A 26,071-nucleotide genomic window follows, 5' to 3' on the forward strand; every position below is an offset into this window, starting at 1 on the left:
AGTTGAATCTAAAACAATCTAAAAAGGGAGAGTGGCAGAGGGGAAGTTTGGAACTGTAGGAGCGTGAGCATCCGCCTTTGTGTACGGATTTCCTTAATAGAAAATCAAACAATAGGGAGTGGTTAACATGACAAAAAAACAAATGAAATTAGGGGTATTCATTAATCTACCCGGTCATCATGTAGCAAGCTGGCGTCATCCTGCTTCAGGGGCAAGTCGGGCATTTGATTTGGAGTATTTAACGGAGATTGCACAAACGGCTGAGCGTGGCAAGTTCGATATGATATTTTTTGCAGATGTATTAGGTCAAAAGCTGTCCGGAAATGCACAATCATCATTAAAGCTAGATCCCGTTATTATTATCTCAGCACTTGCAGCAGTGACTAAGAATATCGGGTTAACGGCGACCTTGACTACTACCTATAACGATCCATACCATGTAGCACGTAAATTCGCAGCGATTGATCATTTGTCCAAGGGGCGTGCCGCCTGGAATGTAGTAACATCAGCCAATGAGGGTGAAGCTCTCCTGTTTGGTAAGGATAAACATTTGCAGCATGCGTCCCGCTATGAACGTGCTGAGGAATTTGTGGAGGTTGTTAAACAACTCTGGTTGTCTATTGAGTCTGAGGCGCTGGTCATCGACAAGGAGCAAGGTCGGTATTTAGATGTAGAAAAGGTACATCCTGTTGATCATCAGGGAGCTTGGTTTAAGGTACAGGGTTCACTGGATTCCTCAACCACACCACAAGGGCATCCCGTGATTGTTCAAGCTGGATCATCGGAATCTGGAAAAGAGTTAGCTGCGAAGACCGCAGAAGTTATTTTTACAGCATGGCAGACGCTTGAAGAAGCGCAAACCTTTTATCGTGATGTGAAAGGGCGGTTGGCTAAATATGGACGTAAACCGGAGGACTTGAAGATCATGCCGGGTGTGTTTATTACTGTAGCGAAAACAGAGGAAGAAGCTTTGTTGAAGCAGCAGCAATTAAACAGCTATATTTTACCTGAAGTAGGATTATCGTATTTGTCGTCTTTCACTAACATTGATCTGTCAGGGTATGATGTCGAAGAACCACTTCCGGAATTCAGTTCAATTGAAGATGACACCAATCCGCGGATCCGCTACAACATTATTCGTGATATCGCCAAACGTGAGAATCTGCAATCTATTCGTGCAATCTATGAGCGCATCGCTGGAGCACGCGGACACCGGGAAATCGTTGGAACCCCTGAACAAATCGTAGATCAATTAGAAGAATGGTTCTTAAACGATGGTGCAGATGGATTTAATGTGATGCCTCCCCATTTCCCGGAGGGCTTTAACGATATTGTTGAATTAGTGATTCCTGAATTACAGCGTAGAGGCTTATTCCGTACTGAATATGAGAGTTATACGCTTCGAGGAAATTTAGGGCTATCTGTACCTGTTGTAACAACACTTGAAAAGGCACTAACCGGTGCGAGTACAGGAGGGAATGTGCAATGAGCAAAGCAGTCATTATTAATGGAGGAAATACTAGAAAATCTCGATTAACAGCTATTCATCAGCAGGTTGAAAGATTTCTAACGCAAGAGGGGATTTGGCATCATTCGATCTATGTACATGAGTTACCAGCGGACGATTTGCTTACGGCCAATTTCGCCAGTGAGGCGATTCTGCGGGCCAATGCGCTAGTGGAAGAAGCGGATATTGTCGCCGTATTAACGCCTATCTATAAAGCCTCCTATACGGGAATCTTGAACACCTATTTAGATCTCCTTCCGCAAAAAGCGCTGGTTGGTAAGCGAATTGTACCTATTGCTATTGGGGGTTCGTTAGGCCATCTTCTAGCGATTGAATATGCATTAAAACCCGTCTTATCTGTACTGGGTGCTACTGAGATTTTAAATACGGTTTATTTCTTGGATCGGCAAATTGAACGTTTAGAAGCTGATGGGTATCGTATTGATGAGGAAGCGGAGCAGCGGCTAACCGTGGAATTACTAAAGCTTGCACCTGCAAAAATAACTAATTAGACTAGGGAGAACAGGAAGTTAGGGGTTAACATTAACGCAGCCTTTCGGGGTTGCGTTTTTTGTGTTGTGATTGTTAATCTCATGAACCAACGTTGAAAAAGGTCCCTAGTCTCCATTTGGTGAACTATAAGTTGTATGATGGTTTCTTGCCATTCCACGATTACATCAAAAGATTTGTTAATGGTTTGGGCGTTTCTCCGTATTAACATATGTAAGTTTCTTCACAACAAATTGCGCAATTTGTTTAGCTTTTCGATGAAGGTGAGTGGAAGGAGGGTGGAGATGGAGGTTATCCAGGGTAAAGTGGAGCGTTACATGAATACCGAAAGATCACGTGAAGCTATCATGTCCAAAGAGGAATTTACCCGGATGTATGATACGTACTACCAACGTGTTTACAAATATATCTGTTATCGGATTAATAACCACCACGCGGCAGAGGACATATGCAGTCAGGTGTTTGAGACTGTGATGTGTAAGTATTATAGTTTTTCACAAGAAAAATCCAATTTTGAGGTGTGGCTGTTTGCCATTGTAAGAAACGCTGTAACGGATTATTTTCGGGCGCAGAAGAAAAGAAGCTATAGCTCACTGGATTCGTTGCTGGAACTTATATTTCCCAAGCCGTCTCCTGAGGAGCTGGCGATCCGTGAGGATAATAATCAGGCACTGTTCAAGGCGCTCTCCAAGCTGCGTGAGAAGGAGCGGAATATCATTGCAATGAAATATGGGGCTGGGCTGAAAAATTCCGAAATTGCACAGATCATGGGAGTTAGTGAGTCCAATATCGGTGTCGTAGTATATAGAAGCTTGAAAAAACTGCATATTTCCTTAAAGGCAGGAGGGTTCAAAAATGAATAAGAAAGATGATATCACCAAATTCAGCAAAACCATAGAACTGCTTGAGAATGCCGAACAGGGCAGCACTACCGCCAAAGAAAGAATCTATAACCGCTTGATATACAAATTGGACCATGGGGCTCTTAGCCCCCAATCAGAGATAAAGGACGGGATAACGATGAAAAAAAGCAGCTGGAGAAATGCAATAGTGATTGGCAGTGCAGTAATTTGTCTGGGTGGCGCATTCTCTGCAACCTCCTATGCACAGGATATGTTCCAATCGATCATGGCAAAGTTTGAAGTGGGAAATCTCGAAATCACACAATACGATAAGGAAATCCCATCGGCTGCACAGTCAATGACTCCATCTGAAGATGCCCAAGGCGGGGAGAATGCGGTCATTGAATTGCCGGTTGCAGCTAAGTTAAGCCTAGATGAAGCACGTGCAGCACTTGGCATGAACTTCCCGGCACCCGACTGGATGGGAGACTATGAGTTTGTGAATTGTGTTCTTCAGGGGACCAGCATGGTTGAAGTGCAGTATAATTCCGGTGAGAATGCTGTGAATTTTCTAATCTCCAAGGGCGGGGACAATGGGATCAGCACTACGGAAGAAGTGAAGACAGAAGTAATCAACGGGACTAAGGTTTATTATGCAAATGGAATTGTGATATGGGAACAGGATGGCTATACAGTAGAGTTGTATTCCCAAGTAGATTTTGACCAAGCTACACTAGGGAAAATCATTGATAGCTTTAACATTGGTGCGCCTGTTCAGCCTTTAGAGCAAGGTCAAGTGAAGGAGAACTTGCAAAAGAATGGAGCAGCGGTTGCAGCTCCGGCTCCGGCTGTAGATTCGGAATAAAAGACTCACTCCGGGCAGCAGCAGCCTATAGTTACACACGGAAGACGCGAGGGGATTAGTCCCCTGAGCGTCTTCTTTTCTGAGCACACTTTTATAGAACATTCCCCAACCATTGCCACCCCCCAAAAACAAAAGTATAATTGATAATGATTATCAATTAATGAATGAATAAAGAGTTATGTGCATGTATATAAGCAGTAAAGAGGTGACAGAATGCAAAAACAATCGCAGAAGACAGATTTAACTGAGGTTAGAAGATATATAGAAGAGAATTTCACGAAGCACTTGTCTTTAGCACATTTAGCTAATCTTTCTGGCCTTAGCTCCAGTTATTTTTCCTCAGCGTTCAAACAGGAATATATACAAAGTCCAATGGAGTTCGTTACCCAGCTGCGGATTCAAAAGGCTAAACAATTATTGCAAAAGGAAGATGTTCGCTTAAAGTTTATAGCAGAGGCTGTTGGATATAGTGATGAGTTTTATTTTAGCCGAGTGTTCAAAAAGGTTGAAGGGATCTCGCCAACGATGTATTCCAGCCAGCAAAAATCTCATATCGGTGTTGTAACTGGGAACATGATGGGGTATTTACATGCGGCAGGAGTCATTCCGTTTGCTGCACCCTTAAGTGCAAAATGGACACCGTACTACTATAATTTGTGGGCGCAAGAAATCGAGCATAAGGTAACCTTGACGCAAAACAAAAATTATTGCAGCCCCAATGAGCTATTGCATTTGCCAATTGATCTTCTTATTTCTCCCAAAGATTTGTCGTCAGAGCTGGTAAAACGGATAGAGGATCATTTTCCAATCTATTGGCTGGATGATAAGCAAGATTGTTTAGTAGCCTTAACTGAACTTGCTGCCCGACTAAATAAACAAGAAGAAGCGAAACAGTGGATCACGCAGTATAGGGCAAGATTGGAAGACGTTCGTCGCGGATTAGGCTGGAACTCTACACCACCTAAAGTTCTAGTTATACGTATCTATCAGCAGCAAATCTTTGCTTATTGTAATACAGGCATTCAGCATCTTTTATTTCAGGATTTGGGAGCGGAATCTAGTTATGAGCAGCCCGGTCTATATAATACTGAGATTACTTTTGATGAATTAGGTAAATTGAAGGTAGATAAGCTGTTTACGATTATTTGCCCCGATGATGAGTCACGAGCAACATGGCATCATTTGCAGAGAGAGGTTGGGTTCAGACAGTTAGAGGCTATTAAGCAGCAACAAATCTATGTTATTCACTCCGATCCTTGGTTTGAATATTCGCCTGTAGCTTTAAAGCGGATGCTAGAGGAAGTTGCAGTAATGATGATACCTTGAAAATGTACATGTCTAATCATAAGATGTTACATGGTCAATGCGTCCTATCTCTTATACACTCAATAATGAGAATGATTATTATTGAGAATATAGGAAAGAGGGAAGGTCTATCATGAAGGGGTTTAATACAAAAACAATAAGTTATGTTGTAATGGTTGGTTTATTATCCATTCTACTGACAGCTTGCGGCGGCAATAATACAGCTGATCAGCAAGCAACAGATACTCCAGTAACAACCAGTGAAGCGAGTGCAACTGCAACGGAGGAACCCGCTGTACAAGAACCGGAAGTAGCGGCTAGAGAAGCGTTTGTAGTAACTGACCAAGTAGGCAATACAGTAAACATTCCGGGGACTGTACAAAAGGTGTATGCCCCTGGTCTGGAGGATTACTTAGTTACCCTTGGTGTAACCCCAGTAGCCCAATGGTCCACGGGTGAAAGACCGCAGCAGTATCTACAAGATACGTTAAGTGGTGTAAAAGAAATCAGCTTCGCTAATGGTGTTCCCTCTCCAGAATCTGTAGTAGATTTGGAGCCGGAATTAATTATATTCCCCACTGCTTTTTATGCACAAAATGGTGTTTATGAAAACTACTCGCAAATTGCTCCAACTTACGTGTTTAAGAATGCACTCGGCAATGTAGTGGAGGCCACAGAAACGATTGCGAAATTGCTAGGTTTAGAGGATAAAGCAACAGAAGCTATTGCTGCTTACAATACAAAGCTAGAAGCAACTAAAGCACAGTTAGCCAGCGTTTCTGCTGGTAAAAAAGCAATTTATATTAATGCGAATGCCCGTGCAATCTTTTTAGTGGGTAACTTCCATTACGGGGGTTATGTGCTGAGTGAGCTAGGCTTTGCTCAAAGTGCTCTTGTAGAAGGTGAAATGTCCGCTGATATTTCGCTGGAAATGTTGTCTGATTTAGACGCGGATTATATCTTTATTAACGATAATGATGGTCTGGGAGATGCTTTCCTGGCAGACATTAAAGCTAGTCCTTTATGGAAGGCGCTGCCTGCAGTTCAAGCAGGTAAAGTGTTCGAGGTGGATGGCGATCACTGGAGATCCAGTGGATTAATTGCTTATCAAAAAACGATGGACGATATTGTAGCGTTCCTGCTGCCATGATTATCAAACCGTACGTAAAACCAAACTATGAAACGATGCTGATCACGAGTAAAGCTAATCATAAGGACTATGAAATCTTTATTGCAAAACCGTTGGATGAGTCTGCAAAAGATGGCTACGGCGCCATTTATGTTCTTGACGGCAATGGGCTTTTTGAAACCGCTGCTGAAATCACCCGATTGCTGACGCGTAAGCCTAAAGGCTATCCACCCGCGATTGTTGTTGGCATTGGTTATCCTGGAGGTGAGGCGTTTGATACCGTGCGTCGAACCTATGATTTAACCATGCCAGCTGAGCTCGCGAATTTACCGAAACGTCCCAACGGGGAGCCTTGGCCTGAATTTGGCGGGGCAGATGAGCTGCTAGCTTTTTTTGAAAAAGAGTTAATGCCAGCCATTGCCCAGCGGTTCGTTATCAATAAGCAGAAGCAAGCATTGTTTGGTCATTCCTTTGGCGGATTATTTGTTCTGCATGCTTTGTTTACACAACCCACGTTGTTCTCACATTATATTGCGAGTAGTGCTTCCATCTGGTGGAATGATTACGCACTTTTAAAGGAGTATGAGAATTTTAAAGCTGATTTACACAGCAATACGCTAAGTCAGTTACCTAAAACGCTTATGATTGCCGGTGGAGAAGAGCTGGATTATATGGTCAAGGATAGCTTGGATTTATGTAACAGCATGATGGCCTTACACCTTCCAAGCTTCGAAGTAAGCTGGGCATTGCTTGAGCAAGAGGAGCATGTGAGCGTAATCTCGGGTGCGATTAGTCGGGCCGTCAAATTTTTGCTTACCACATCCTCTGACTTAAGTTAGATAGAAATCATATTCGTTTGCATCTGAGCTGGCCCTTGGCTGGCTCTTTTTGTAAAGTGAAGGGAAAGGGTTGGAAACATTGGCCGCAAATGTTCAGAAATCATCACTAGCAGGAGAAAAAAAGTTCTCCTTTTTATTATTGCTAATCCTCATGCTCCTCCTATTAATAGGCGTATTAGTGCTTGCTATGGCCCTTGGCGCGAAAAAAATACCCTTCGCAGATGTATTCATGTCGATCATCGCTTTTGATGATAAGGCGTCTACTCATCAGGTGATCCAGTCGATTCGTTTACCCCGGGTACTTGCCGCTATGGCAACAGGCGCTGGATTTGCAGTAAGTGGAGCGATTATTCAAGGGATTAGTCGCAATCCTTTAGCGGATTCGGGGATTCTTGGATTAAATGCTGGGGCGGGTGTCACGCTAGTTATTGCTATGGTTTTCCTGCCGACGATTTCATTCACAGGTACACTTTGGCTCTGTATTCTAGGTGCGGGATTGGGAGCGGGTTTAGTCTTTAGTGTTGGTTTATTAAGTAAACGAGGCATGACGCCTATTCGGCTTGTATTGGCGGGTGCTGCCATCTCTGCTATGCTAACTGCCCTAAGTGAAGGAATAAGTATCTTTTTTTCAGTGGCTCAGCAGGTGGCTTTTTGGTATGGAGGAGGTTTAAGTGGCATTAGCATGGCCCATCTACAGCAAATGTTGCCGTGGATGCTTCTTGCGCTATTACTTGCCATCGTAATTTCAAAGTCGATTACTATACTTTCTGTAGGGGATGAGACAGCGGAAGGGTTAGGCGTTAATATAAAACTTATCAAAAATCTTTCGCTTTTAGCCGCATTTATGTTAGCCGGGATCTCATGTGCTTTAGCCGGATCTGTAAGCTTTGTGGGCTTAATTGCTCCTCATTTGGTACGTTACATAGTGGGTGTGGATTATCGTTATATTATTCCATTATCCGCAATTCTGGGAGCCATCCTTGTTGTGCTTGCTGATTTAGTGGCACGTATCGTAAATGCCCCTTATGAAATACCTGTAGGTGCTGTAATTGCGGTTATTGGTGTTCCGTTCTTTCTATATTTGGCACGTAAAGAAAGGCGGGAACTATAGTGAAGCTAAGATGGAAATTTATAATTATAGCAATCATTTTACTGCTAGGCTTTATATATAGTGTATCTACTGGTCAAAGCAGCTTAAGCTTACAAGAGTTATGGCAAACCGTATTGGGAAATGGAACACCGAGGCAGGAGCTTGTACTTTTTCAGTTCCGTATTCCACGTATGATCTTGGGTTTTCTAGTAGGTGGCGCGTTGGCAATAGCAGGAATGCTGCTGCAAGCCATAAGCCGAAATGCTTTGGCCGACCCGGGCATACTGGGGATAAATGCTGGTGCTGGATTATCCATGATGTTATTTTTACTCTTACAAAATAGCTCAACCGGCTTACATACTTATGTTCAGCCACTGTATGCTTTATTGGGCGGATTTATCGTTGTCGCTCTATTATTTATGCTTTCCTATGATCGCAATCAAGGCATTATTCCCATTCGATTAATTTATACTGGTATTGCTGTTGCGGCTGCGATTAGTGCATTTATGATTGTGTTAACCTTCGTACTAGATCCTTCGCAATATCAGATGATTAAGGTGTGGCTGGCAGGGAACATAGGGAATAGTAATTGGAGCCACGTGTATGCTATGCTGCCTTGGTTACTTCTTATTGTGCCTTTATTAATTCGGAATCATCTTATATTGGATGTACTAAGGCTTAACGATCCTGTAGTCATTAGTTTAGGGGTATCTCTAAATAAGTATCGTGTTTGGTTTTTAGTGTGTAGTGTCTTATTGGCGGCACCAGCGGTTGCCGTTAGTGGAAGTATTGGATTCGTAGGTTTAGTAGTTCCACATTTAGTTAGACGACTCTTTCGTGGCCATAAAATAATGATTCCCGCATGTTTATTAATCGGTGGCGGATTAGTTGTTATTGCAGATGCGCTTGGTAAAATGGTAGTAGCCAATACTGAAATACCAGCAGGAGTAATCGTAGCTTTAATCGGTGCTCCATACTTTTTATATTTATTAATTAAAAGTGAATAACTGAAAAAAGCTATTGTGTGATTGATGCTGGAAATAAAAAAAGAATGCCTTGATTATGCAATAATCCAAGGCATTCTTTTTTATATCGTTTTCGTTTTCAGCTTTTCTAAAAGAACTTTCCACCAGTGTATAGATTGCTCAAGTTGAGAAGCGTAGTAGCTTTCCATGAAATCTACACTTTCACGAGTGGAGCTATCTACATCTATTTGCTGGTAGATTTGATTTAATTGATCTTTTTTTATAAGTGACTGTTCAATTTTCTTCTCGATAATCGGGATCACTTTATCAGTCTCTACAAAACGAAGATTCACAAGAGCGACAATCATATCTGAAATAGATTCTGCATCTTCTATTACCTTATAAATTTTGAGCGGGAGCTGCTTGCGCCCTTTATCGGTAATGGAAAACACCTGTTTGTCTGGACGATGTTCTTCTTTGATAATCTCTACCTGTTCAACTAAGCCCTGTTTCGTAAGAGATTCAAAGTGATAATATAGTTTGCTTTCAGATAGATTGAGCAATTTATCAAAAGGAATAGGGGTGGATAGTTCTTTTTTTAATTTATAAGGATAATTATTTTCATCCATTAACTTACTTAAGATATAAATTTGAATTGACATCACAGAACCCACTCCTAATTGTTGGCTAAACTCTATCTTACCAAACCTAGGCGGTTATTTCAGCTGTATTTTTAACTTCAACGGGCAGTATAGTTTCTTTAGTCACAGGTACAGGTTTATGAACAAACCGGACGATTACAATGTTAATCATCATAGCCCCGGCAAATACGCCTGCTAATCCCCATAAGAAGGGTGCTGGACTAATAGAACCAAACATTTGTGCCAAATAAGCTTGCACAGAATAATACATCGGGGTGATGCGGCCGAACCAATCGTATGGTGTATACATCATATCACGAGGCATGGTAGCACCATTGGCGATGGTTTGCATGAGCAGGATTGGAATATTTAAGACCATACCGCCTTCGCCAACTAGGAAGACCATAATCGCACACACGTTAAATGCAGCCATATACATTAGAATTTGCTGAGCAGCAACTGGTAACAGTAAAGATAGGTCTACATCTGCAACAGAGAAGGCAATGGTTAAAGCAACGACTGTTGATAATACAGCGATTAATAAAGCTGTCAATTGAACGAACATAAACAGTTTTGTCTTGCTTGCTTTCCCGCGGTTCGCTTTAAAAGAAGCAACTAATTGCATGGAGGCAATCATTGCCCCGACATAACCAGCCATAGTTAAGAACATAGGTAACATGTTGTTGTGCATGCCGTCCGGAACATCATTGATGACAACATAATTCCCGACATAACTATTTTCAATTTGTGTAGCCATTGCGGTGGCTTGTTCTTCTGGTACGTTAAAGTTCATTAACACACCTTTTGCGGTTTGCTCTGAGAAGTTCGCGCTTAATTGTTTGTTAATTTCTCCTACAACGGAAGACATGGCTGAAGATACCATGGTGGCAGAAGCTTCGTTGACTGTGAAATCAATACTTGCGGATACCTTACCGCTTTGAACGTTGGCTGAAAATTCTTCTGGAATATGGACAACTAGAGCTAACTTATTATGTTCTAATTCATCCATCGCTTTTTTATTCGATACATCGGTTTTTATCGTTTTGAATGGTAAACTCTCCGAGAACTGACTCGAAATCTGAGCCCCATATTGACCTGCATCATCATTGACAATAGCAATTTTTAAATCATCCATGTTCCCTGGAAGTGCTGTATACCCTGGTAAGAAAATACCAAGCATCGCAATGGCATAGAACACACCCATAAAGATAGAACCGATGGCCCCTTTGGACTTCAAAAACTGTGAAAACTTCAACTGTATTCCTTCTTTCTTCTGAATAACACTTTTATTTTAGTACTTCAATTAAAGTACTTTTAACTGAGTGAAATTTATAGTACGATAATTCATTAGAAATGTCAAATTTAAGATACAATGGGTAAGTAGTGAATGATTAAAAAAATGAATAACTGAAGGGACTTCGAATATGAACAAGGTTATTGTAATTGGTGCAGGCATATTAGGGGCTTCAGCAGCTTATCAGCTAAGTAAGTTAGGTGCTGAGGTCATCATTATAGATCGTAAGGATGTTGGACAAGCAACGGATGCAGCAGCAGGGATTATTTGTCCATGGTTGTCTCAACGCAGAAACAAAGCATGGTATCGTCTTGCTAAAGCGGGAGCAAGCTTTTATCCGGCACTTATTCAAGAGTTGGAAGAGGCTGGACAAACCGAGACTGGATACGCAAAAGTTGGAGCGATACGTATCCATGAGGATTTGAAAAAGTTACTCGCGATGAAAGAAAGAGCGGAGCTGCGCAGAGAGGACGCCCCTGAAATAGGGGAACTTACGATGCTGACGGATCTTGAAGCGCAAGAGAAGTTTCCATTATTGTCGGAAGGTTACCATGCGCTGCATGTATCCGGTGCAGCAAGAGTGAACGGACGTGAATTACGTGATGCTTTGCTAAGGGCTGCTCAGCGTAATGGTGCGCAAATGATTGAGGGCGATGCTATTTTAGAGCATGCTGATCATGAAATTAAAGGGGTTAGCGTAGGAGAACAGACATTCACAGCGGATGAAGTGATTGTGTGCGCAGGGGCTTGGTCTAACGCTTTGCTTCATCCGCTTGGGATCATGCTTCAGGTGCGTTATCAAAAAGCTCAAATTATGCATTTGAAGCTTGCTCAACAAGCGAGTACAGAGCAATGGCCGGTGGTAATGCCGCCTACAGATCAATATATACTCGCATTTGCGGATCAAAATATCGTGGTAGGTGCTACTCACGAAAATGATGTCGTAGGTTATGATACTGCTGTAACCGCAGGAGGAATGCAAGAAATTCTAAATAAAGGTCTGCAAACGGCTTCCGGTCTTGCGGATTGTAGCCTAAATGAGATAAGAGTAGGGTTCCGTCCATTTACAGCAGATTTTCTTCCCGTGTTGGGCAGGGTTCAAGGATGGAATAAACTAATTGTTGCTAATGGACTAGGATCATCCGGATTAACGATGGGGCCCTTTCTTGGTGAACAGCTAGCCAAGCTGGCCATGAATCAACAGGTAGATATTCAGCTTGAAGACTATGCATTAGAGCATGCGATAAGTTTGGAACTGTAGGAACGTAGTGTCCGCCTTTGTCACCGGATTTCAACCATGAAACATGGTAATATTCGAGAAATCTGGTGACAACAGCGGCCGGAAGTCCAAACATTCACGGGAGTCACGAACTTACCTTAATAGAAAAATCTTAAGTTCAACTAGTATAGCGAAGCTTTTTTTTATCCTTTATACTGAAAAGACCAATTAATCTTCCTAGGAGTTGTCTAACGAATCATGATAAAGAAAGAAGTCGCGCATATACGCAAGCAATTTAAGCTGGATCACGATTTAATGAGTATTTACGATATTCTCAACGTGTATATTATGAAGGAAAGCAACGAAATCTATCATTGGGAGCGCCAGCCATTTGGAATGGTGGACAGAGAGAAGCAGGAGCTGTATATGGGCAATTTCAAAAAACTCCTGACCGGTGAACTAGATCAGAAATTGTTCGAGTTGAAGTTTCAAGCGGAAGCGGAGGAGCCAGCGCAGGTGATGCTTCATCAAGCTTTGGTGACAGGGGATCCGGATGAATGGCAGGACCTGATGCTACTGTTGGTGGACAGAATGATGGCGGATACTCATTATGAACGGGATACGGTGATCACTTTCGTTCGCGGACAGTATTTCCGCCCGACTAAAGATAGAAACGATGAAGCCGAGGAAAGTGAGAAAAACGAACTATTCGCGCATCCTTTTATCCTATGCAGCGTGAATTCCACGGAGAAACAACGGAAAGCTCTCTTGTTTGATTACGTGGAGCGGGAGTTCAAGTACAATGTCATTGTAGATCCGATAGTCAAATTAAGTACGCCGGAGCAAGGTTTCTTTTACCCAAGCGTGACGGACAATTATTCCGATGTGAACCGCATTCTGTATTGTACGGGGAAATCGAACTTTCCAGATCCGCATTTTGTCGGAGAGGTCTTGAATGCCGAAAGATCCATGACAGCACTGGAAGAGAGAGCTATATTCGAAGACATCGTGAAGGAAGTGGCGGGCGAACAGCTTGATGCAACCACTCTCGCACAGGTGTACGAGGAGATCCATCAGGTCATCGAAACCAACGACGATAAGGAAGAACCTCCAAAGCTCGATTATAGAGACCTGGAACGTGTACTGACGGTAAGTGGCGTAGAGAACGTGACAATGGAAAAAGTGGAACGGGCGTTTGAAACGATCGTTGACGATAAGCATTATGAGATGAAGGCGAGCAGCGTGATGCCGAAATTCACTACCAAATCGATTAAGATCGATACAAAGGTAGCTACGATTTCGGTCAGCCCGCAGGATTTAAAATATGTGAAGCAAGTGAATTATCATGGGAGACGCTGCATTTTGATTGAGGTTGACGAAGATGCCGTGATCGAAGGCTTCACCCTTACTACAGAGAATCTTTAGACTGCTTCAACAATGCTATGGGCTATCCTTAAAGTCTTTGAACAAGACTAAGGATAGCCCAATTTGTTTTGTATCAAATACGGTGATTAAAGATATATTCGATATATTCTTTTGCGCTAGTATTAATTTCTTCATCGCTGGCTTGAAATGAAGCTCCAAAAACAGCAAAGTACGGTAGGGCTTCTGCGCCTACATGTTTGGCACTGGCTTTAAAGGGTGCGATCACTTCGTCTACGGTAAAAGAAACAGAGCCCGCTGGCTGATAATTTTCTTTTTTATCACCGATGGACAGGGCCAGCCCTAACTTTTTCCCGTTAAGCTTGTTCCCGTTTGATCCATAAGCCCATCCGTAAGCCAACACATCGTCAAACCATTTTTTTAATAGCGGCGGATAACTGTACCAATACAACGGGAATTGAAAGATCACATGGTCATATGTTTCCATTAGATTCTGCTCTCTAGGAACATTAATATTCCAGTCAGGGTACTCCTTATAAATCTCATGAAGGGTAATATCGTTGGGATATAACAGCAGTTCTTCTTTCCAGCGCTGGTTGACCCTCGAATTCTCAAGGTTTGGATGCGCCAAAATCACTAGTGTTTTCATGATGAATCTCCATTCTCAGGCCTATATTATTTATGAATATTATTATTATCTTGCAGGTTGTAAAAAAAGAAAATACACACAATAAAGTAAGATGGTTACTTCGAGGTGTGTACTGGACTCCGAAAAAAATATATGCAACAATGAAGTTTTGAGTAAGCTTAATTTGATCAGCATGAACGAGGTGTTATTCTATGAAACAATATCATTTAGGGATAGAGGCAACACTAGAAATCATCGGCGGAAAGTGGAAAGCTTTGATCATTTGCTTTTTGATGTCCGGTGCCAAAAGAACAAGTGAATTACAGCGTAATATTCAAGGCATCTCACAAAAGGTTCTGATCCAGCAGCTTCGTGAACTTGAGAGGGATGGGCTTGTCAAAAGATTCGTGTACCAGCAGATGCCGCCAAAAGTTGAATACAGCCTCACGGAATATGGCGTTACAGCCAATAAGATCGTGGATGTTATGTGTTCTTGGGGAAAAGAAAATATAAAAATAAGACAAAGACGAGGAGAAGAGATCGTCTTGTTGGAGGATACATGTCCTGGAGCAAATTAAAGCAACAACTGGAGAGTTTTCTATGTCCCGCGTTATCCGGCAAGGTTGAATATCGCGCAAGCAGCTACCGTTATTTACCTGATAAATCAGGGAGCTGTTATATTTCGGTAGATAAAAAGAACGTACTCAATATGAATGATAGAACTAACTCAATCAGATGGTATCAGACGGAGCAGGAGATTAAGAATGATTCAGAACTCCAAATTCCAATCCACCCTGAAGACATTGAAGCGGTTAGAAAAGATAGTAAAGGGATCATCCCGGAGGATCGTCTAATAGTCATTGCAAGAAGCAGAAAGATATCAGAAGTTGCAAAGGAGCTTTTGTCAGCACAGACCTCATTAAGTAAATCGAATTTTATCGTTATAGCTAATAAGTTTCTATCTACTTCTATAGAGGAATGCATAGAGAGCGATGATATCTTATTGAATATTCTGGCTTTAGTGGATAGACGGGTTGGGAAAAAGCGGATTTTAAACATGAGCGAGAAGATGCAGTTAAAGCATCCGATTGTGCAATATTTTTATGAACTACGTCGTAGTACATTGTGAATATAACTAAACTCTCCCTTGCTCAATGGCACCTGCTTCATCCATTATAAATAGGTAATCATCTCCCCCATAGAGCGTATCTTTACCTGTATCCATAAAGGAGAGAAAATAGGATGGAACTCAAAAAAATAAATGACTCTATTTATTATTTGGAAAGTGTCAGAGAAACAGACAGACCTGTTTTGGGATATGTTGTAGGTGACAGCTTTTCAATTATGATTGATTGTGGTAATTCAAAATCGCATTTAGATACCTTTATAAAGTGTTTAGATGATAACAATCTGCCACGTCCCAAATATGCTTTGATCACGCACTGGCATTGGGATCATACCTTTGGTATGCATGCTTTTGACGGGGAAACTATAGTCTCTTCAGCAACGAATGAGGCACTAAAGCGCCTGAAAGAATGGGAATGGGATGAAGAAGCTGTTGTAAAACGCTTAGAGACCAAAGAAGAAATAGAATTCGCCTATAACTGTATGAAAAAAGAATATGATACGTTTGATAAGATTAAGGTTAGCACAGGAAATATTATGTTCGAGAATGCTTTAACGCTGGATTTAGGGGGCACCACTTGCCAGATTATAAAGGTAGGAGGGCCACATGAAGACGATTCTTGTGTTGTATATATAAAAGAAGCGGGAGTATTATTCGCAGGCGATGCACATAGCGGGGATTATTATCATGGAGAAGGTAAAATTGATCCGATAAAAATGAAAGAATATATTGAGCTTTTATCGACTCTTTCATTTACTACGTATATCCCGGGGCACGACGCCCCTATGAGCAAGGAACAAATCATTCCCTTGTTAAATAGATTTTGTGAGGTAAAGTAAAGGCTAGCCTTACCACATAACAGCTTATTTTATTAGGCGACTTGTTAGGTATGAATTCGGTAGTGTACCGGACGCATGCCTTTTTGTTGTGCTTGATGGGGCAGTTCAGAGGGGGGGGCTTATTTGCGTTTATTGGGAAGCAGCGTTACGATTAACCATAAGCAGCCTTGCTTCAGACCCCTTCCGAGCTATTAGAAATCTTAGACGAATTATACATCGATGGCTGGGGACTTGTACAGAAAGGGAAACAGAAATGGATAAGAAAATAAGCGTAGAGAATCTAAAACTGACACCACAAAATGATACTTATTATATTGCTTGGAGTATCGGAGTCGATAAGAAGTATAAAAAGCATATGAAAAAAGAAATAAAGAGCCAACTCACAGACGTTCTAGGATCCATGACTCAAAATAATGCTGTGGAGGATATTTCAGTTTACAGTCATAACAAAACAGCCGAAAAACATGGAGAATTCATTATATGGGATTATCTTATCCTAATGCAGATCAAGGAAAAAGAAGATGCCGAATTCATTTTACCTAACTTAAAAAATGTGAATATACCTTTCGTGCTCGAAACAATCCGTATGGAGTTACTTGTAACCACACCAAACAGCACGTACCCTACACCAGGGGAAGGCGCGCGAAAACGGCATGTAAAGCCCTTTTATGCAATTGAATATGTCGATGTTCAGCCTAATCATTTAGATGAATTCCGAGACATAATGATTAACAATAATGGACCGGCAATGAAGTACGTAATGGAGGAAGCGAGATGGTGTCATAATTTTTATGCATTAGAAACGCTGACTGTCTTCTATCATCATTCAAGTTATCCTACTTGGAACCAGATTCATGTCATAGGTTTGTATTTGGAATCAATTTTTCTATATAAAAAAGATTTCTCAAAAGGGCTGGCACTGACCCACAGCATTTCATTTGAAGAAAACTTTGCGCAGTTAAAGAAGATAAGAACCATGTTATATAAAACAATCGGGAGAAAGATGATCTAGAATAGATCAATGGATCAATGGATCATACCCACCCCGTAAACTCCAATATAGACGCTTTAGCGGATTGTGCTTCGGATTGTGCGCCTTTACGCCATTGTTTAGGTGACTCACCCATAAGCTTGGAGAAACATCGGTTGAAGCTGGATATGGACTGAAAACCGACTTGCTCAGAGATGGAGAGAATGGAATCATCCGTACTTTTTAACTGCTTACAGGCCTCTTCAATACGGGTACTGTTTAGGAAGTCGAGAGGTGCGGACCCCATAATCTCATGGAATTTCCTGCGGAAATGAGTGGTACTTAGGTGGCACAGATCAGCTAAAAAATCGATGGTAACTGGCATCATGTAGTTTTTAGTGATGTATTCCAGAACAGGTGAAATGACAAAATCGCCCTTCAGGCTATGCTCTGTGTCTTGATCAACCAAGGGTTCATTCCGGGAATGAATTCTAAGGAGCTCTATATAAAGCGATAACAATAAGCCGTAGGCACTTTCTTGATAGTAAGGATTTTTTTGTTTCAATTCCTCCACGACCGATGTCGCAAGGGTATAAACCTTGGGATGTTCCTCTTTGTTCAAAATACAGTTTATTCCCTTTATTGCCCACAGATTCGGCTCAAAGTTGCTGTAAGCGCTCTTGAAGGATTGCTGAAAAAGATCCTCAGGCGAAAAAAAGATATAAGACCACAGACTGGCTTCATTCGGCGAACTATAAGTTGTATGAGGGAGATACCTAGGGATGAAGGTCACATCTCCGGCTTTAAAAGGCACAGATTCTCCTTTGATCTCCATGATGCCGCTATCCGAATGGCAAATGCCAATCTCCAAATGATTATGGAAATGCAGATGTTCACTTTTAATATCAGAAATCTTCCAACGTTCACCGCTTAACAGCAAGATAGGAAAGTTTATCGGTAAGCTGTAGTGGCGGTATTCAATGACGGGCTTCTTTTTTCTGGGCATATTCTCAATACTCCCATTCTTATTACGTAGGTTGAGTAGATTATAGGTTAACGTTATATCAAATTCAACTATATAAAGAGAACTTGATATTATACAATTTGGGAAAAAAGTGGCGGAGGTGAAGTTTGGAACTGTAGGAGCGTTAGCGTCCGCCTTTGTCAGCAGATTTCCACCGCGAAGAGCGGTATAAAATCAAGAAATTCTTACGACAACAGCGGCCGGAAGTCCAAACATTCTCTGTAGTCACGGCCAATCCCGAAATATAAGAACTACTAGTTAATGGTTGAAATTGCACAGTTTAGTTATGAATATGCTTAGAATCAGACCATTTTACTACTTACAATAGAGTTAGTAAAGCGTTTACAATATGGACGGACAGCTCTCAAGCGCCTTTGGGGGCGTGTGCGAAAGAGAGGAGAAACAAGATGCTTCAATTAACTTATGACAGAGAAGAGATTTTAAGGGTCATTGACAAAGTGGTCAGAAAAACAATGGCGATGGATTTAACATGGGACTGGCCTTGTGGTGTGGCTTATTATGGGGTAACCAGAGCTTATGAAACTACAGGAAATAAAGAGTATTTGGATATGCTTGTCCAGTGGGCAGATGAATATATCGAGCTGGGTCTGCCGGATTGGACGGTAAATACCTGTGCCATGGGCCATATGCTGATCACTTTGTATGAGGAAACAGGCAATCAGAAATATTGGGATATTGTGATGAGCAAAGTAGATTATCTACAGAACAATGCGCTTAGATTCGGAGATCATGTGTTGCAGCATACCGTCTCTATTTCTAATGATTTTCCAGAACAGGCATGGGCGGATACCCTGTTTATGGCGGCATTTTTCCTGCTCCGTGTAGGAAGCAAATTAAAGGATCAGGAAATGATCCAAGATGCCTTGAATCAATATTATTGGCATATCAAATACCTGCAAGATCCTAGCAGCGGGTTTTGGTACCATGGCTACAATAATGTGAAGCAGGATCACATGTCTGGACTATTCTGGGGCAGAGCGAATGCTTGGGGCGCATACACCATGTCGCAAGTTAAAAAGCTTTTGAAAGAATGGTATCTGTATCCGCAGTGTATGGACGTGGAGTGTTCGCTGCGCGATCAGCTGGCCGCACTCAAGCTGGTGCAAACGGAGAACGGCCTGTGGCGGACAGTACTCGATGACGAGGAGTCTTATGAAGAAGTATCCGCGTCTTGCGGTATTGCGGCTGCTATGATCAATAACGGCAATCCGCTGCATACCAAATATGTGCAAAAAGCCCTGAAAGGTATTTTGAACAATATCAGCGAAGATGGACGGGTACTGGGTGTCTCTGGCGGAACAGCGGTTATGAAGGATCGGGAAGGATACCGCAATATTCCAAAAGACTGGATTCAAGGCTGGGGGCAAGGCTTAGCATTAGCTTTTCTATCCGATATGCTTAAATAGGAGGGATCCAAGTTGTCCAAACAAACAACGGGGGCCTTTACACTGCCGGGAGAATCCGGTTATGAGGCATTGACCCTGGAATTAGCTGAACGTTGGGGTGCCGATGTCATCCGTGACAGTGACGGCACACAGTTGTCCGATGAGATTATCAACGCAGGATACGGCATTTATTCAACAATCTGCATCATCAGAGATCATAACGAATGGGCGTCCCAGAATTCAGACAAGCTGCAGCAGAGCTTTTTAATAACAAATCCGAAGGTAGCGGTACAAGATTATTTATCCATCTATCTGATGGAGGATTTTTTTGCTGAACAATTCCGAGTGAATGATTCCAAAGAGGCGTTTAAGTACTGGCAGGTTTTTGACCGAACGACGGGCGAAGAGGTTCCAAGAGAACTGTGGAATTATGAGCGGGAATCGGGAAATGTAGTCATTACTGGAATAACGCCTTGGCATAAATACACAGTCAGCTTCATGGTCTACCGGATTTGGGAAGAGATCTCCATGTACAATCACACCACGAATCACTGGGAAAAAGAGCATCTGATGCAGATTGATCCCATCTATGTAGAAACGCAAAAATATTTACTCCATTGGATTGAAGATTGGTGTCGTAAGCATAAGGAAACAACAGTGGTTCGGTTCACCTCCCTCTTTTATAATTTCGCCTGGATCTGGGGCAGTGATGAGCGCAATCGCCATTTGTTCTCGGACTGGGGTTCATATGATTTTACGGTAAGCTCAAGGGCGCTTGATCTGTTTGCCAAGAAATATGGGTATTCGCTCACGGCCGAGGATTTTGTGAATGGTGGGAAATATCGGGTCAGTCATATCCCGGCGCAGCAGCGGAAGCTGGACTATATGGCATTTATCAATGATTTTGTCATCGAATTTGGTAAGCAATTAATTGATATTGTGCATAAGCACGATAAGCTGGCGTATGTCTTCTATGATGATAGTTGGGTTGGCATGGAGCCTTACAATGACCGTTTTGAGGAGTTTGGTTTTGACGGGATGATTAAATGTGTGTTCTCAGGGTATGAGGCAAGGCTTTGTTCTGGTGTAAAAGTAGATACCCATGAGATTCGGCTGCATCCCTATTTATTTCCGGTTGGATTGGGAGGGCTTCCTACGTTTATGGAGGGAGGTAACCCTACGCTCGATGCCAAAAAGTATTGGATTAATATCCGGCGCGCCTTGCTCAGAGAGCCTATAGATCGGATTGGACTGGGCGGATATTTGCATCTTGTAGAGCCTTATCCGGATTTTTGTGATTATATCGAAAAGATCGCGGATGAATTCAGAGAAATTAAAGAGCTGCATCATAAAGGCAAACCGTATCACATTAAGACGAAGGTAGCCATTTTGCACGCTTGGGGCAAATTGAGATCGTGGACCTTGTCCGGGCATTTCCATGAAACGTATATGCATGATCTGATTCATATCAACGAGGCTTTGTCCGGGTTGCCGGTTGAGGTGCAGTTCATTGATTTTGAAGATATCCGTAAGGGAGTATTACAAGAGTGTGATGTAGTGATCAATGCCGGCTCGGCAGGTTCAGCATGGAGTGGTGGAGAATATTGGAGTGACCATAAGTGCGTGGACTTACTGACAGAATGGGTTTATGAGGGCGGTACTTTTATAGGTATCAATCAGCCTTCGGCGCTTGATGGTTATGACAGCTTTTTCAGATTGGCACATGTGCTTGGTCTGGATGAGGATACAGGCTCCAAGGTAGCTCATGGAAGATGGACATTTGAGGCTAGAGATGAGCAAGGTTTAGTGCCTGAAGGAGCCAGCATAACACCTAAAAATAACATCTATCTTACGGATGGCTCAGCGGCGGTATTGTGTGAAAAGAGTGGGATGATAACATTGTCCACCCATGCCTTTGGTAAAGGAAAGGGGATCTACCTGCCTTCTTTCACCTTAAGCTTTGAAAATACAAGATTGCTATTAAATGTGATTCGTTATGCCGGGAATGAGTTAAAGGAAACAAAGTACATTACGGATAATTTATATACAGAGTGTGCTTATTATCCAGAAAGTAAAATACTCGTCGTGATTAACAATAGCGACCAGCTTCAAAAAACTACGATCGATACGGAATATGGACAACAAACCCTGGAATTAGATCCGTTTGATACTATTATCCGAACTATTGGCGATTAATCCCATTAAAAAAGCTCAAGCCAGCGGCTAACTTGCCGATGCTTGAGCTTTTTGCTGTGAGGCCTATAGTATCTGTTATCTACTTATTTTGCTTTTATGAATTCAGCAGATTTGATCCCAGCTTGACGACCAAAAATAATGATTTCTGCAACAGAGTTGCCGCCAATCCGGTTTTGTCCGTGTAAGCCGCCTGTAACTTCGCCTGCCGCAAACAGACCAGGGATAGCTTCACCATCTTTATTTAGAACCTCTGTGTTCGTATTGATCTTCACGCCACCCATGGTGTAGTGAATCCCAGGAGCAATTTTAATAGCGTAGAAAGGACCAGTGGACAGGTCATTGTCCATTCCTGTAGTTCTGCCAAATTCGGCATCCTTTTTATTCTTAACGGCGCTGTTCCAAGTATCAAGCGTTGTTGCCAGCTTATCCTCTGGAACACCGATTTCTTTGGCCAAAGCTTCGATGGAATCCGCCTGAATCACGAAGCCCATTTTGTCATATTGTTCAACAGCCTTCACACGGGATTTAACACCGGAATCAAAGACCAGCGTAGCTGCTTTTTCAGGTAGTGTATTGATGGAAGCTGTTACTTTATCACGGGTGTCCAATTCATTGGTGAACCGTGTACCTTCACTGGAAACAAGGATAGCGCCTTCCCCACGAACAGCTTCGCCGATGAGGTAGGATTTTTCTTGCTGCACAGTCGGGTGAACTTGGATTTGATCCATATCGACGGTTGTGCCGCCGAGTTTCTCAATCATCTTGATGCCGTCTCCGGTACTGCCGATTTGGTTAGTAGTAACGTAGCCTTCCAAGTCAGGTCTTACTTCGGAGATCAAATCCATATTGGCACCGAATCCGCCAGTGGTTACAACGACAGCATCTGCCGTAATTGTTTTTTCCTCTGTTTGGTTAAAGAGGACCTTGACGCCATTTACTTTGCCATCTTTTTCAGTGATTTCTTTGACATCAGCATTCACGAAAAGTGGGATTTCTTTCTCTTGTACGTTTTTTACTAAACCTTTGACAAGGTATTGACCCACAGCAGAGCCATCTTCAGGACGGTGTGTACGTTTTTCGTTCATGCCGCCTGTAATGGTGATATTGTTCAAGCGGATTCCGATGGAATCCAGCCAATCGATCGCACTCGCGGAATTATCAACGAAGAAACGAAGCATTTCTTTGTCGTTAGTGTCATGGCCACCTTTTAATGACTCTTCATAAAATAAATCATTGCTGTCTTCAATGTTTTGTTCTTTTTGGAATTTCGTTTCAGAAGCGTTCATCCCCGAAGAGGATTTGGTTGTGTTCCCGCCGGCAACCGGCATTTTTTCCAAAATAACAGGGTTCATGCCTTTCTCTTTGGCCTCAAGCGCCGCGGACATTCCCGCACCACCCGCACCGACAATGATGATATCATATTTATCTTTTAATTGATCGAATGGTGTGTAGCTTGCTTCAGATGCCCCGGAGACGGCTTCAACTTCTTTTTTCTCGTTGTTATTACTCTTGCTCTCGTTCACCTTGTCGTTTCCATTACCGCAACCTGCGATAACGAGCATGACAGAGAGGACGAGACTCAGAGCACCAGCTGCTTTCTTTTTCATTGTTAACCCTCCACTTTTATATTTCTCTATTAAGATGTACCAAAAGAACCCGACAAAAAAGAAAGGAAGTATCAGAGGGAGTTGGAAGTGGAGAAGCGCGCGCGTCGCTGTTATTCTCCTAACTTCAAATCTTCTACGGTTACGTCCACAGTTTCCATCGTTATTCTCTTTAGTTCATCTTCTTATTAAGTATACCATCAATCATGACTATTAGTGAAAGTTTTCACAAATTATACAAGTCGTCTATTCTAACATAGGGTAACGAAATATTGAGCGGATTAGGCGGAAAATGGACCATAAACCATATAACTAGAAGATTTGGCGTGAGATTTTCTCACTGTAGAAGTGGTAACTGTCACGGATTAGTAAAGCGGTTTTTGTTTTTCTGGATTTTTAAATGGTAAAATGAGAGTATTGCCTACTAGTCAATCCGGAAAGACTAACATGAGACATAGGAACAAATTCTAATTAATAGGTGAGAATATGGAATTTAATAACGTAATAAAAGAAAAAGTAAAAGAAGATAACTATAAAGTGTTTGCTTTACTTAGCCGCTATTTGAATAATACCCCCGACTTTATTAACAAAGAAGAAATTGAAGAAATCGTAAACTGTGGTGTATCTTATGAATACGCTTTTGGTTTAATGCTGGCTGCTGCTTTTGGGATGGATACGGTTGATAATGTTGATGATAAGGAATTGTTCAACCAATATTTTAGCAATATGCTTCATAAGCTTGATGCAAATGAATATTATGACAATCCATATTATAAAAATATCAAGATACCAACTATAAAGATTAATAATAGTGAATTAAAATATGAAAAATATAAACCCTTTGAAGGTTTTGTTTGCAATGATATCATCCGGACAGAAGAGGGAAGACAAATTCCTCAGGTTGGTTTTTTTCAAACTGAATTCATGTTCCCGGCTGTCTTGGAGAATGACAGAATCTGGATGACGATCACACCAAATGAAATAGAAACAATGAAAGAAGCTGTTGATAAAGCGTTTGGGAATGTTCTTACGTTTGGGCTTGGACTTGGCTATTATGCTTATATGGTTTCTGAAAAAGTTAATGTTGAAAGCATAACGGTTGTTGAAAAAAATCAAGATGTCATTGATTTATTTAATAAATATGTACTGCCACAATTCAGTAATGCTCACAAGATCAGGCTTATCCAAGCAGATGCTTTCGAATATGCAGAACAACATATGTCTAAGGAAAAATATGATTTTGTATTTACGGATTTATGGCATGATGTTTCTGATGGAATGGACATGTATTTAAAAATGAAAAAGTTTGAAAAGAAAAGCCCGGATACTGTATTTATGTACTGGATAGAACAATCTATTTTATGTTATTTGTAATTTTGAGTTGCGTTAATCTGTTGTAGCTGACTCCGAAAGGAAGAACCCATTTTTGAAAACTCCTATATCTATCATAAATTGGCTAGAGCACAACGAAATCATGAACGACTTATTAAATCAGGAAGACAGCTTAACTGCGCATACAATGGATCAAGGATTTGAAGCTGAGGTCATGAAGATTAATTCTGATCAAGAGAGCTATGTACTGAAAACATGGAATAAGGAATCCAGACCGGATGTCCAGTTTCAATATCGTTTATTGGATGTTCTATCCGAACGAGGAGTAGCCGTCTCTAAACCAGTGGGCTGGGGAATCAATCCGGAGGGACATAAGGTGTTGTTAACAAGTTTTGACGGAACCCCTATTCATAAAATGAATACCAGGAAAATGAAGGAACTCGCAAGCCTATTAGCAAAAATACATAAGATTCGCGTTGAAGAGATTGGAAATATACAACTGCCAAAATACGATTTCATCGGCTACTTTTTCCCTGAAGCCAAAGAACAATCTGATATTTATAATGTGTTGACTGCTCTTGTTGAGCAAACTCCAATGAAGCAAGACTGTATCATTCATGGGGATTTTCATATCGGAAATATAGTGGAGGATAAAGAGCGATATACCATAATCGATTGGACGAACGGCCAGTTGGGAGACTCTAGATATGATTTTGCCTGGTCACTTATTCTGCTGAAAATATATATCTCTGAGCGTTATGCTGATGTGTTCCGAACTGCTTATCTATTGGAAAATGATATGGATCAGGAAGAACTTGAGATCTTTGAAGCTTGGGCATGTCTACGGTGGATTTTGCTGAATAGAAGAGGTAGCACACCGAAAGGGCCTAATACAACGAAGAGAGTGAAAGGCTTAATCGCTAATAATCGGTTTTTAAAAAAGATGGATAGTAAATTGTTCTGATGTACGCAAGGATGGATGGATTTTCTGGGAGATTGGAAATGTAATGTAACACCGTACATTATTACGTTATTAAATTATTTGTGGTATATTAAAGGTAGAAAAGACGTAAAATGCAAAGAGAGCCGTGCTGTAACACGACTCCCAAGGCAATAGCCGCTTTTAAGGGCGGTAGGCTTCAGCAAATAGGACACGACAGATAGACCGCATGCCTTTGTGAGTGGGCGGTCTATTTGCGTTTATTGGACAGCAGCGCTACGATAAGCGAACCAAAGGTTAGCATAAGCATCATTGCTTCAAACACTGTCACAAGGCATCCCTCCCTTCGGTGAGAGGTAGCCGACCGACCCTTTAAGCCTATTCTATTTGCTCCACCAGTATAGCATAATCGTTTGA

At 41.7% G+C, this 26,071-nt stretch carries 24 protein-coding genes; 19 read left to right on the forward strand and 5 right to left on the reverse strand.

The annotated features are described in order from the left end of the window. The first annotated feature begins 127 nt into the window (after positions 1-127). The 9 genes from NST40_RS03580 to NST40_RS03620 all read left to right on the forward strand — a co-directional run bounded on the left by NST40_RS03580 (position 128) and on the right by NST40_RS03620 (position 9,094). Positions 128-1,489, forward strand: coding sequence for an LLM class flavin-dependent oxidoreductase (locus NST40_RS03580; protein ID WP_076276956.1), 1,362 nt, complete (start codon positions 128-130; stop codon positions 1,487-1,489). After that, on the forward strand, positions 1,486-2,019 hold the full coding sequence (ssuE, locus tag NST40_RS03585) for an NADPH-dependent FMN reductase (protein WP_076276957.1): 534 nt from the start codon (positions 1,486-1,488) through the stop codon (positions 2,017-2,019). The genes NST40_RS03580 and ssuE overlap by 4 nt, the downstream gene beginning before the upstream one ends. Before the next feature lie 282 nt (positions 2,020-2,301). Continuing rightward, positions 2,302-2,880 (forward strand): sigma-70 family RNA polymerase sigma factor, encoded by a 579-nt coding sequence (locus NST40_RS03590; RefSeq protein WP_081387514.1) that lies wholly within the window; start codon positions 2,302-2,304, stop codon positions 2,878-2,880. Next, positions 2,873-3,724, forward strand: coding sequence for a hypothetical protein (locus NST40_RS03595; protein ID WP_076276959.1), 852 nt, complete (start codon positions 2,873-2,875; stop codon positions 3,722-3,724). The genes NST40_RS03590 and NST40_RS03595 overlap by 8 nt, the downstream gene beginning before the upstream one ends. Before the next feature lie 213 nt (positions 3,725-3,937). Beyond that, positions 3,938-5,050 (forward strand): helix-turn-helix domain-containing protein, encoded by a 1,113-nt coding sequence (locus tag NST40_RS03600; protein WP_076219493.1) that lies wholly within the window; start codon positions 3,938-3,940, stop codon positions 5,048-5,050. A gap of 112 nt (positions 5,051-5,162) precedes the next feature. Further along, entirely contained in the window at positions 5,163-6,179 is a 1,017-nt protein-coding gene (locus tag NST40_RS03605; protein ID WP_076219492.1) for an ABC transporter substrate-binding protein, read from the forward strand. Then, positions 6,176-6,997 carry an alpha/beta hydrolase-fold protein gene (locus NST40_RS03610; protein WP_076219491.1) on the forward strand — a complete coding sequence of 274 codons (822 nt, stop codon included), beginning with the start codon at positions 6,176-6,178 and terminating at the stop codon, positions 6,995-6,997. The genes NST40_RS03605 and NST40_RS03610 overlap by 4 nt, the downstream gene beginning before the upstream one ends. A gap of 70 nt (positions 6,998-7,067) precedes the next feature. Beyond that, complete coding sequence (locus NST40_RS03615; RefSeq protein ID WP_076276960.1) at positions 7,068-8,108, forward strand: iron ABC transporter permease; 1,041 nt, start codon at positions 7,068-7,070, stop codon at positions 8,106-8,108. Next, complete coding sequence (locus NST40_RS03620) at positions 8,108-9,094, forward strand: iron ABC transporter permease (RefSeq protein WP_162164281.1); 987 nt, start codon at positions 8,108-8,110, stop codon at positions 9,092-9,094. The genes NST40_RS03615 and NST40_RS03620 overlap by 1 nt, the downstream gene beginning before the upstream one ends. Before the next feature lie 80 nt (positions 9,095-9,174). On the opposite strand, the gene NST40_RS03625 is transcribed toward NST40_RS03620, so the two are convergent. Then, positions 9,175-9,714 carry a helix-turn-helix transcriptional regulator gene (locus tag NST40_RS03625; RefSeq protein WP_076128531.1) on the reverse strand — a complete coding sequence of 180 codons (540 nt, stop codon included), beginning with the start codon at positions 9,712-9,714 and terminating at the stop codon, positions 9,175-9,177. Between the two features lie 46 nt (positions 9,715-9,760). Then, entirely contained in the window at positions 9,761-10,948 is a 1,188-nt protein-coding gene (locus NST40_RS03630; RefSeq protein ID WP_076276961.1) for an ABC transporter permease, read from the reverse strand. 169 nt (positions 10,949-11,117) lie between these two features. Here NST40_RS03630 and NST40_RS03635 point away from each other — a divergent pair, with 169 nt between their 5' ends. Then, positions 11,118-12,248, forward strand: coding sequence for an FAD-dependent oxidoreductase (locus tag NST40_RS03635; protein WP_076276962.1), 1,131 nt, complete (start codon positions 11,118-11,120; stop codon positions 12,246-12,248). Positions 12,249-12,464: 216 nt separating this feature from the next. After that, complete coding sequence (locus NST40_RS03640; RefSeq protein ID WP_076185135.1) at positions 12,465-13,631, forward strand: DUF4317 domain-containing protein; 1,167 nt, start codon at positions 12,465-12,467, stop codon at positions 13,629-13,631. Positions 13,632-13,704: 73 nt separating this feature from the next. Here the strand turns inward: NST40_RS03640 and NST40_RS03645 are convergent, their stop codons facing one another. Then, positions 13,705-14,238 (reverse strand): NAD(P)H-dependent oxidoreductase, encoded by a 534-nt coding sequence (locus NST40_RS03645; RefSeq protein ID WP_076276963.1) that lies wholly within the window; start codon positions 14,236-14,238, stop codon positions 13,705-13,707. Positions 14,239-14,429: 191 nt separating this feature from the next. Between NST40_RS03645 and NST40_RS03650 the strand changes: the two genes are divergently transcribed. The 4 genes from NST40_RS03650 to NST40_RS03665 all read left to right on the forward strand — a co-directional run bounded on the left by NST40_RS03650 (position 14,430) and on the right by NST40_RS03665 (position 17,194). Further along, on the forward strand, positions 14,430-14,795 hold the full coding sequence (locus NST40_RS03650; RefSeq protein ID WP_076128545.1) for a helix-turn-helix domain-containing protein: 366 nt from the start codon (positions 14,430-14,432) through the stop codon (positions 14,793-14,795). Beyond that, complete coding sequence (locus NST40_RS03655) at positions 14,777-15,346, forward strand: hypothetical protein (protein WP_076276964.1); 570 nt, start codon at positions 14,777-14,779, stop codon at positions 15,344-15,346. The genes NST40_RS03650 and NST40_RS03655 overlap by 19 nt, the downstream gene beginning before the upstream one ends. Positions 15,347-15,459: 113 nt before the next feature. Further along, positions 15,460-16,182 carry an MBL fold metallo-hydrolase gene (locus NST40_RS03660; protein ID WP_076276965.1) on the forward strand — a complete coding sequence of 241 codons (723 nt, stop codon included), beginning with the start codon at positions 15,460-15,462 and terminating at the stop codon, positions 16,180-16,182. A 253-nt stretch (positions 16,183-16,435) separates the two neighbouring features. Further along, positions 16,436-17,194, forward strand: a complete 759-nt coding sequence (locus tag NST40_RS03665; protein ID WP_076276966.1) for a hypothetical protein — start codon at positions 16,436-16,438, stop codon at positions 17,192-17,194. A 22-nt stretch (positions 17,195-17,216) separates the two neighbouring features. Here the strand turns inward: NST40_RS03665 and NST40_RS03670 are convergent, their stop codons facing one another. Beyond that, a complete protein-coding gene (locus NST40_RS03670; RefSeq protein ID WP_076276967.1) occupies positions 17,217-18,158 on the reverse strand; it encodes an AraC family transcriptional regulator in 942 nt (313 codons plus the stop codon). A gap of 425 nt (positions 18,159-18,583) precedes the next feature. On the opposite strand from NST40_RS03670, the gene NST40_RS03675 reads away from it, so the two are divergent. Continuing rightward, positions 18,584-19,603 (forward strand): glycoside hydrolase family 88 protein, encoded by a 1,020-nt coding sequence (locus NST40_RS03675; protein WP_076128555.1) that lies wholly within the window; start codon positions 18,584-18,586, stop codon positions 19,601-19,603. A gap of 12 nt (positions 19,604-19,615) precedes the next feature. Further along, the gene (gene gnpA / locus NST40_RS03680; protein ID WP_076274718.1) at positions 19,616-21,778 is read left to right on the forward strand and encodes a 1,3-beta-galactosyl-N-acetylhexosamine phosphorylase; all 2,163 of its coding nucleotides are present in this window, start codon (positions 19,616-19,618) and stop codon (positions 21,776-21,778) included. Between the two features lie 83 nt (positions 21,779-21,861). Here gnpA and NST40_RS03685 read toward each other — a convergent pair whose 3' ends face one another. Beyond that, positions 21,862-23,385 carry a flavocytochrome c gene (locus NST40_RS03685; RefSeq protein ID WP_076185126.1) on the reverse strand — a complete coding sequence of 508 codons (1,524 nt, stop codon included), beginning with the start codon at positions 23,383-23,385 and terminating at the stop codon, positions 21,862-21,864. A 483-nt stretch (positions 23,386-23,868) separates the two neighbouring features. Here NST40_RS03685 and NST40_RS03690 point away from each other — a divergent pair, with 483 nt between their 5' ends. Further along, the gene (locus NST40_RS03690; RefSeq protein ID WP_256715810.1) at positions 23,869-24,756 is read left to right on the forward strand and encodes a hypothetical protein; all 888 of its coding nucleotides are present in this window, start codon (positions 23,869-23,871) and stop codon (positions 24,754-24,756) included. Between the two features lie 100 nt (positions 24,757-24,856). Further along, the gene (locus NST40_RS03695) at positions 24,857-25,678 is read left to right on the forward strand and encodes an aminoglycoside phosphotransferase family protein (RefSeq protein ID WP_076277009.1); all 822 of its coding nucleotides are present in this window, start codon (positions 24,857-24,859) and stop codon (positions 25,676-25,678) included. The last annotated feature ends 393 nt before the right edge of the window (positions 25,679-26,071 follow it).

The sequence above is a fragment of the Paenibacillus sp. FSL R10-2778 genome (genome assembly GCF_038593035.1).
GTDB lineage: Bacteria > Bacillota > Bacilli > Paenibacillales > Paenibacillaceae > Paenibacillus_AQ > Paenibacillus_AQ odorifer.

What these genes read in the sequence shown, in the direction of transcription:
- NST40_RS03670 (WP_076276967.1), bottom strand. Translation starts at nt 18,158, where the DNA reads ATGCCCAGAAAAAAGAAGCCCGTCATTGAATACCGCCACTACAGCTTA.
- NST40_RS03580 (WP_076276956.1), top strand. Translation starts at nt 128, where the DNA reads ATGACAAAAAAACAAATGAAATTAGGGGTATTCATTAATCTACCCGGT.
- NST40_RS03695 (WP_076277009.1), top strand. Translation starts at nt 24,857, where the DNA reads ATGAACGACTTATTAAATCAGGAAGACAGCTTAACTGCGCATACAATG.
- NST40_RS03690 (WP_256715810.1), top strand. Translation starts at nt 23,869, where the DNA reads ATGGAATTTAATAACGTAATAAAAGAAAAAGTAAAAGAAGATAACTAT.
- NST40_RS03595 (WP_076276959.1), top strand. Translation starts at nt 2,873, where the DNA reads ATGAATAAGAAAGATGATATCACCAAATTCAGCAAAACCATAGAACTG.
- NST40_RS03655 (WP_076276964.1), top strand. Translation starts at nt 14,777, where the DNA reads ATGTCCTGGAGCAAATTAAAGCAACAACTGGAGAGTTTTCTATGTCCC.
- NST40_RS03605 (WP_076219492.1), top strand. Translation starts at nt 5,163, where the DNA reads ATGAAGGGGTTTAATACAAAAACAATAAGTTATGTTGTAATGGTTGGT.
- NST40_RS03600 (WP_076219493.1), top strand. Translation starts at nt 3,938, where the DNA reads ATGCAAAAACAATCGCAGAAGACAGATTTAACTGAGGTTAGAAGATAT.
- NST40_RS03645 (WP_076276963.1), bottom strand. Translation starts at nt 14,238, where the DNA reads ATGAAAACACTAGTGATTTTGGCGCATCCAAACCTTGAGAATTCGAGG.
- NST40_RS03665 (WP_076276966.1), top strand. Translation starts at nt 16,436, where the DNA reads ATGGATAAGAAAATAAGCGTAGAGAATCTAAAACTGACACCACAAAAT.
- NST40_RS03610 (WP_076219491.1), top strand. Translation starts at nt 6,176, where the DNA reads ATGATTATCAAACCGTACGTAAAACCAAACTATGAAACGATGCTGATC.
- NST40_RS03685 (WP_076185126.1), bottom strand. Translation starts at nt 23,385, where the DNA reads ATGAAAAAGAAAGCAGCTGGTGCTCTGAGTCTCGTCCTCTCTGTCATG.
- NST40_RS03650 (WP_076128545.1), top strand. Translation starts at nt 14,430, where the DNA reads ATGAAACAATATCATTTAGGGATAGAGGCAACACTAGAAATCATCGGC.
- NST40_RS03625 (WP_076128531.1), bottom strand. Translation starts at nt 9,714, where the DNA reads ATGTCAATTCAAATTTATATCTTAAGTAAGTTAATGGATGAAAATAAT.
- NST40_RS03640 (WP_076185135.1), top strand. Translation starts at nt 12,465, where the DNA reads ATGATAAAGAAAGAAGTCGCGCATATACGCAAGCAATTTAAGCTGGAT.
- NST40_RS03635 (WP_076276962.1), top strand. Translation starts at nt 11,118, where the DNA reads ATGAACAAGGTTATTGTAATTGGTGCAGGCATATTAGGGGCTTCAGCA.
- NST40_RS03590 (WP_081387514.1), top strand. Translation starts at nt 2,302, where the DNA reads ATGGAGGTTATCCAGGGTAAAGTGGAGCGTTACATGAATACCGAAAGA.
- NST40_RS03675 (WP_076128555.1), top strand. Translation starts at nt 18,584, where the DNA reads ATGCTTCAATTAACTTATGACAGAGAAGAGATTTTAAGGGTCATTGAC.
- ssuE (WP_076276957.1), top strand. Translation starts at nt 1,486, where the DNA reads ATGAGCAAAGCAGTCATTATTAATGGAGGAAATACTAGAAAATCTCGA.
- NST40_RS03660 (WP_076276965.1), top strand. Translation starts at nt 15,460, where the DNA reads ATGGAACTCAAAAAAATAAATGACTCTATTTATTATTTGGAAAGTGTC.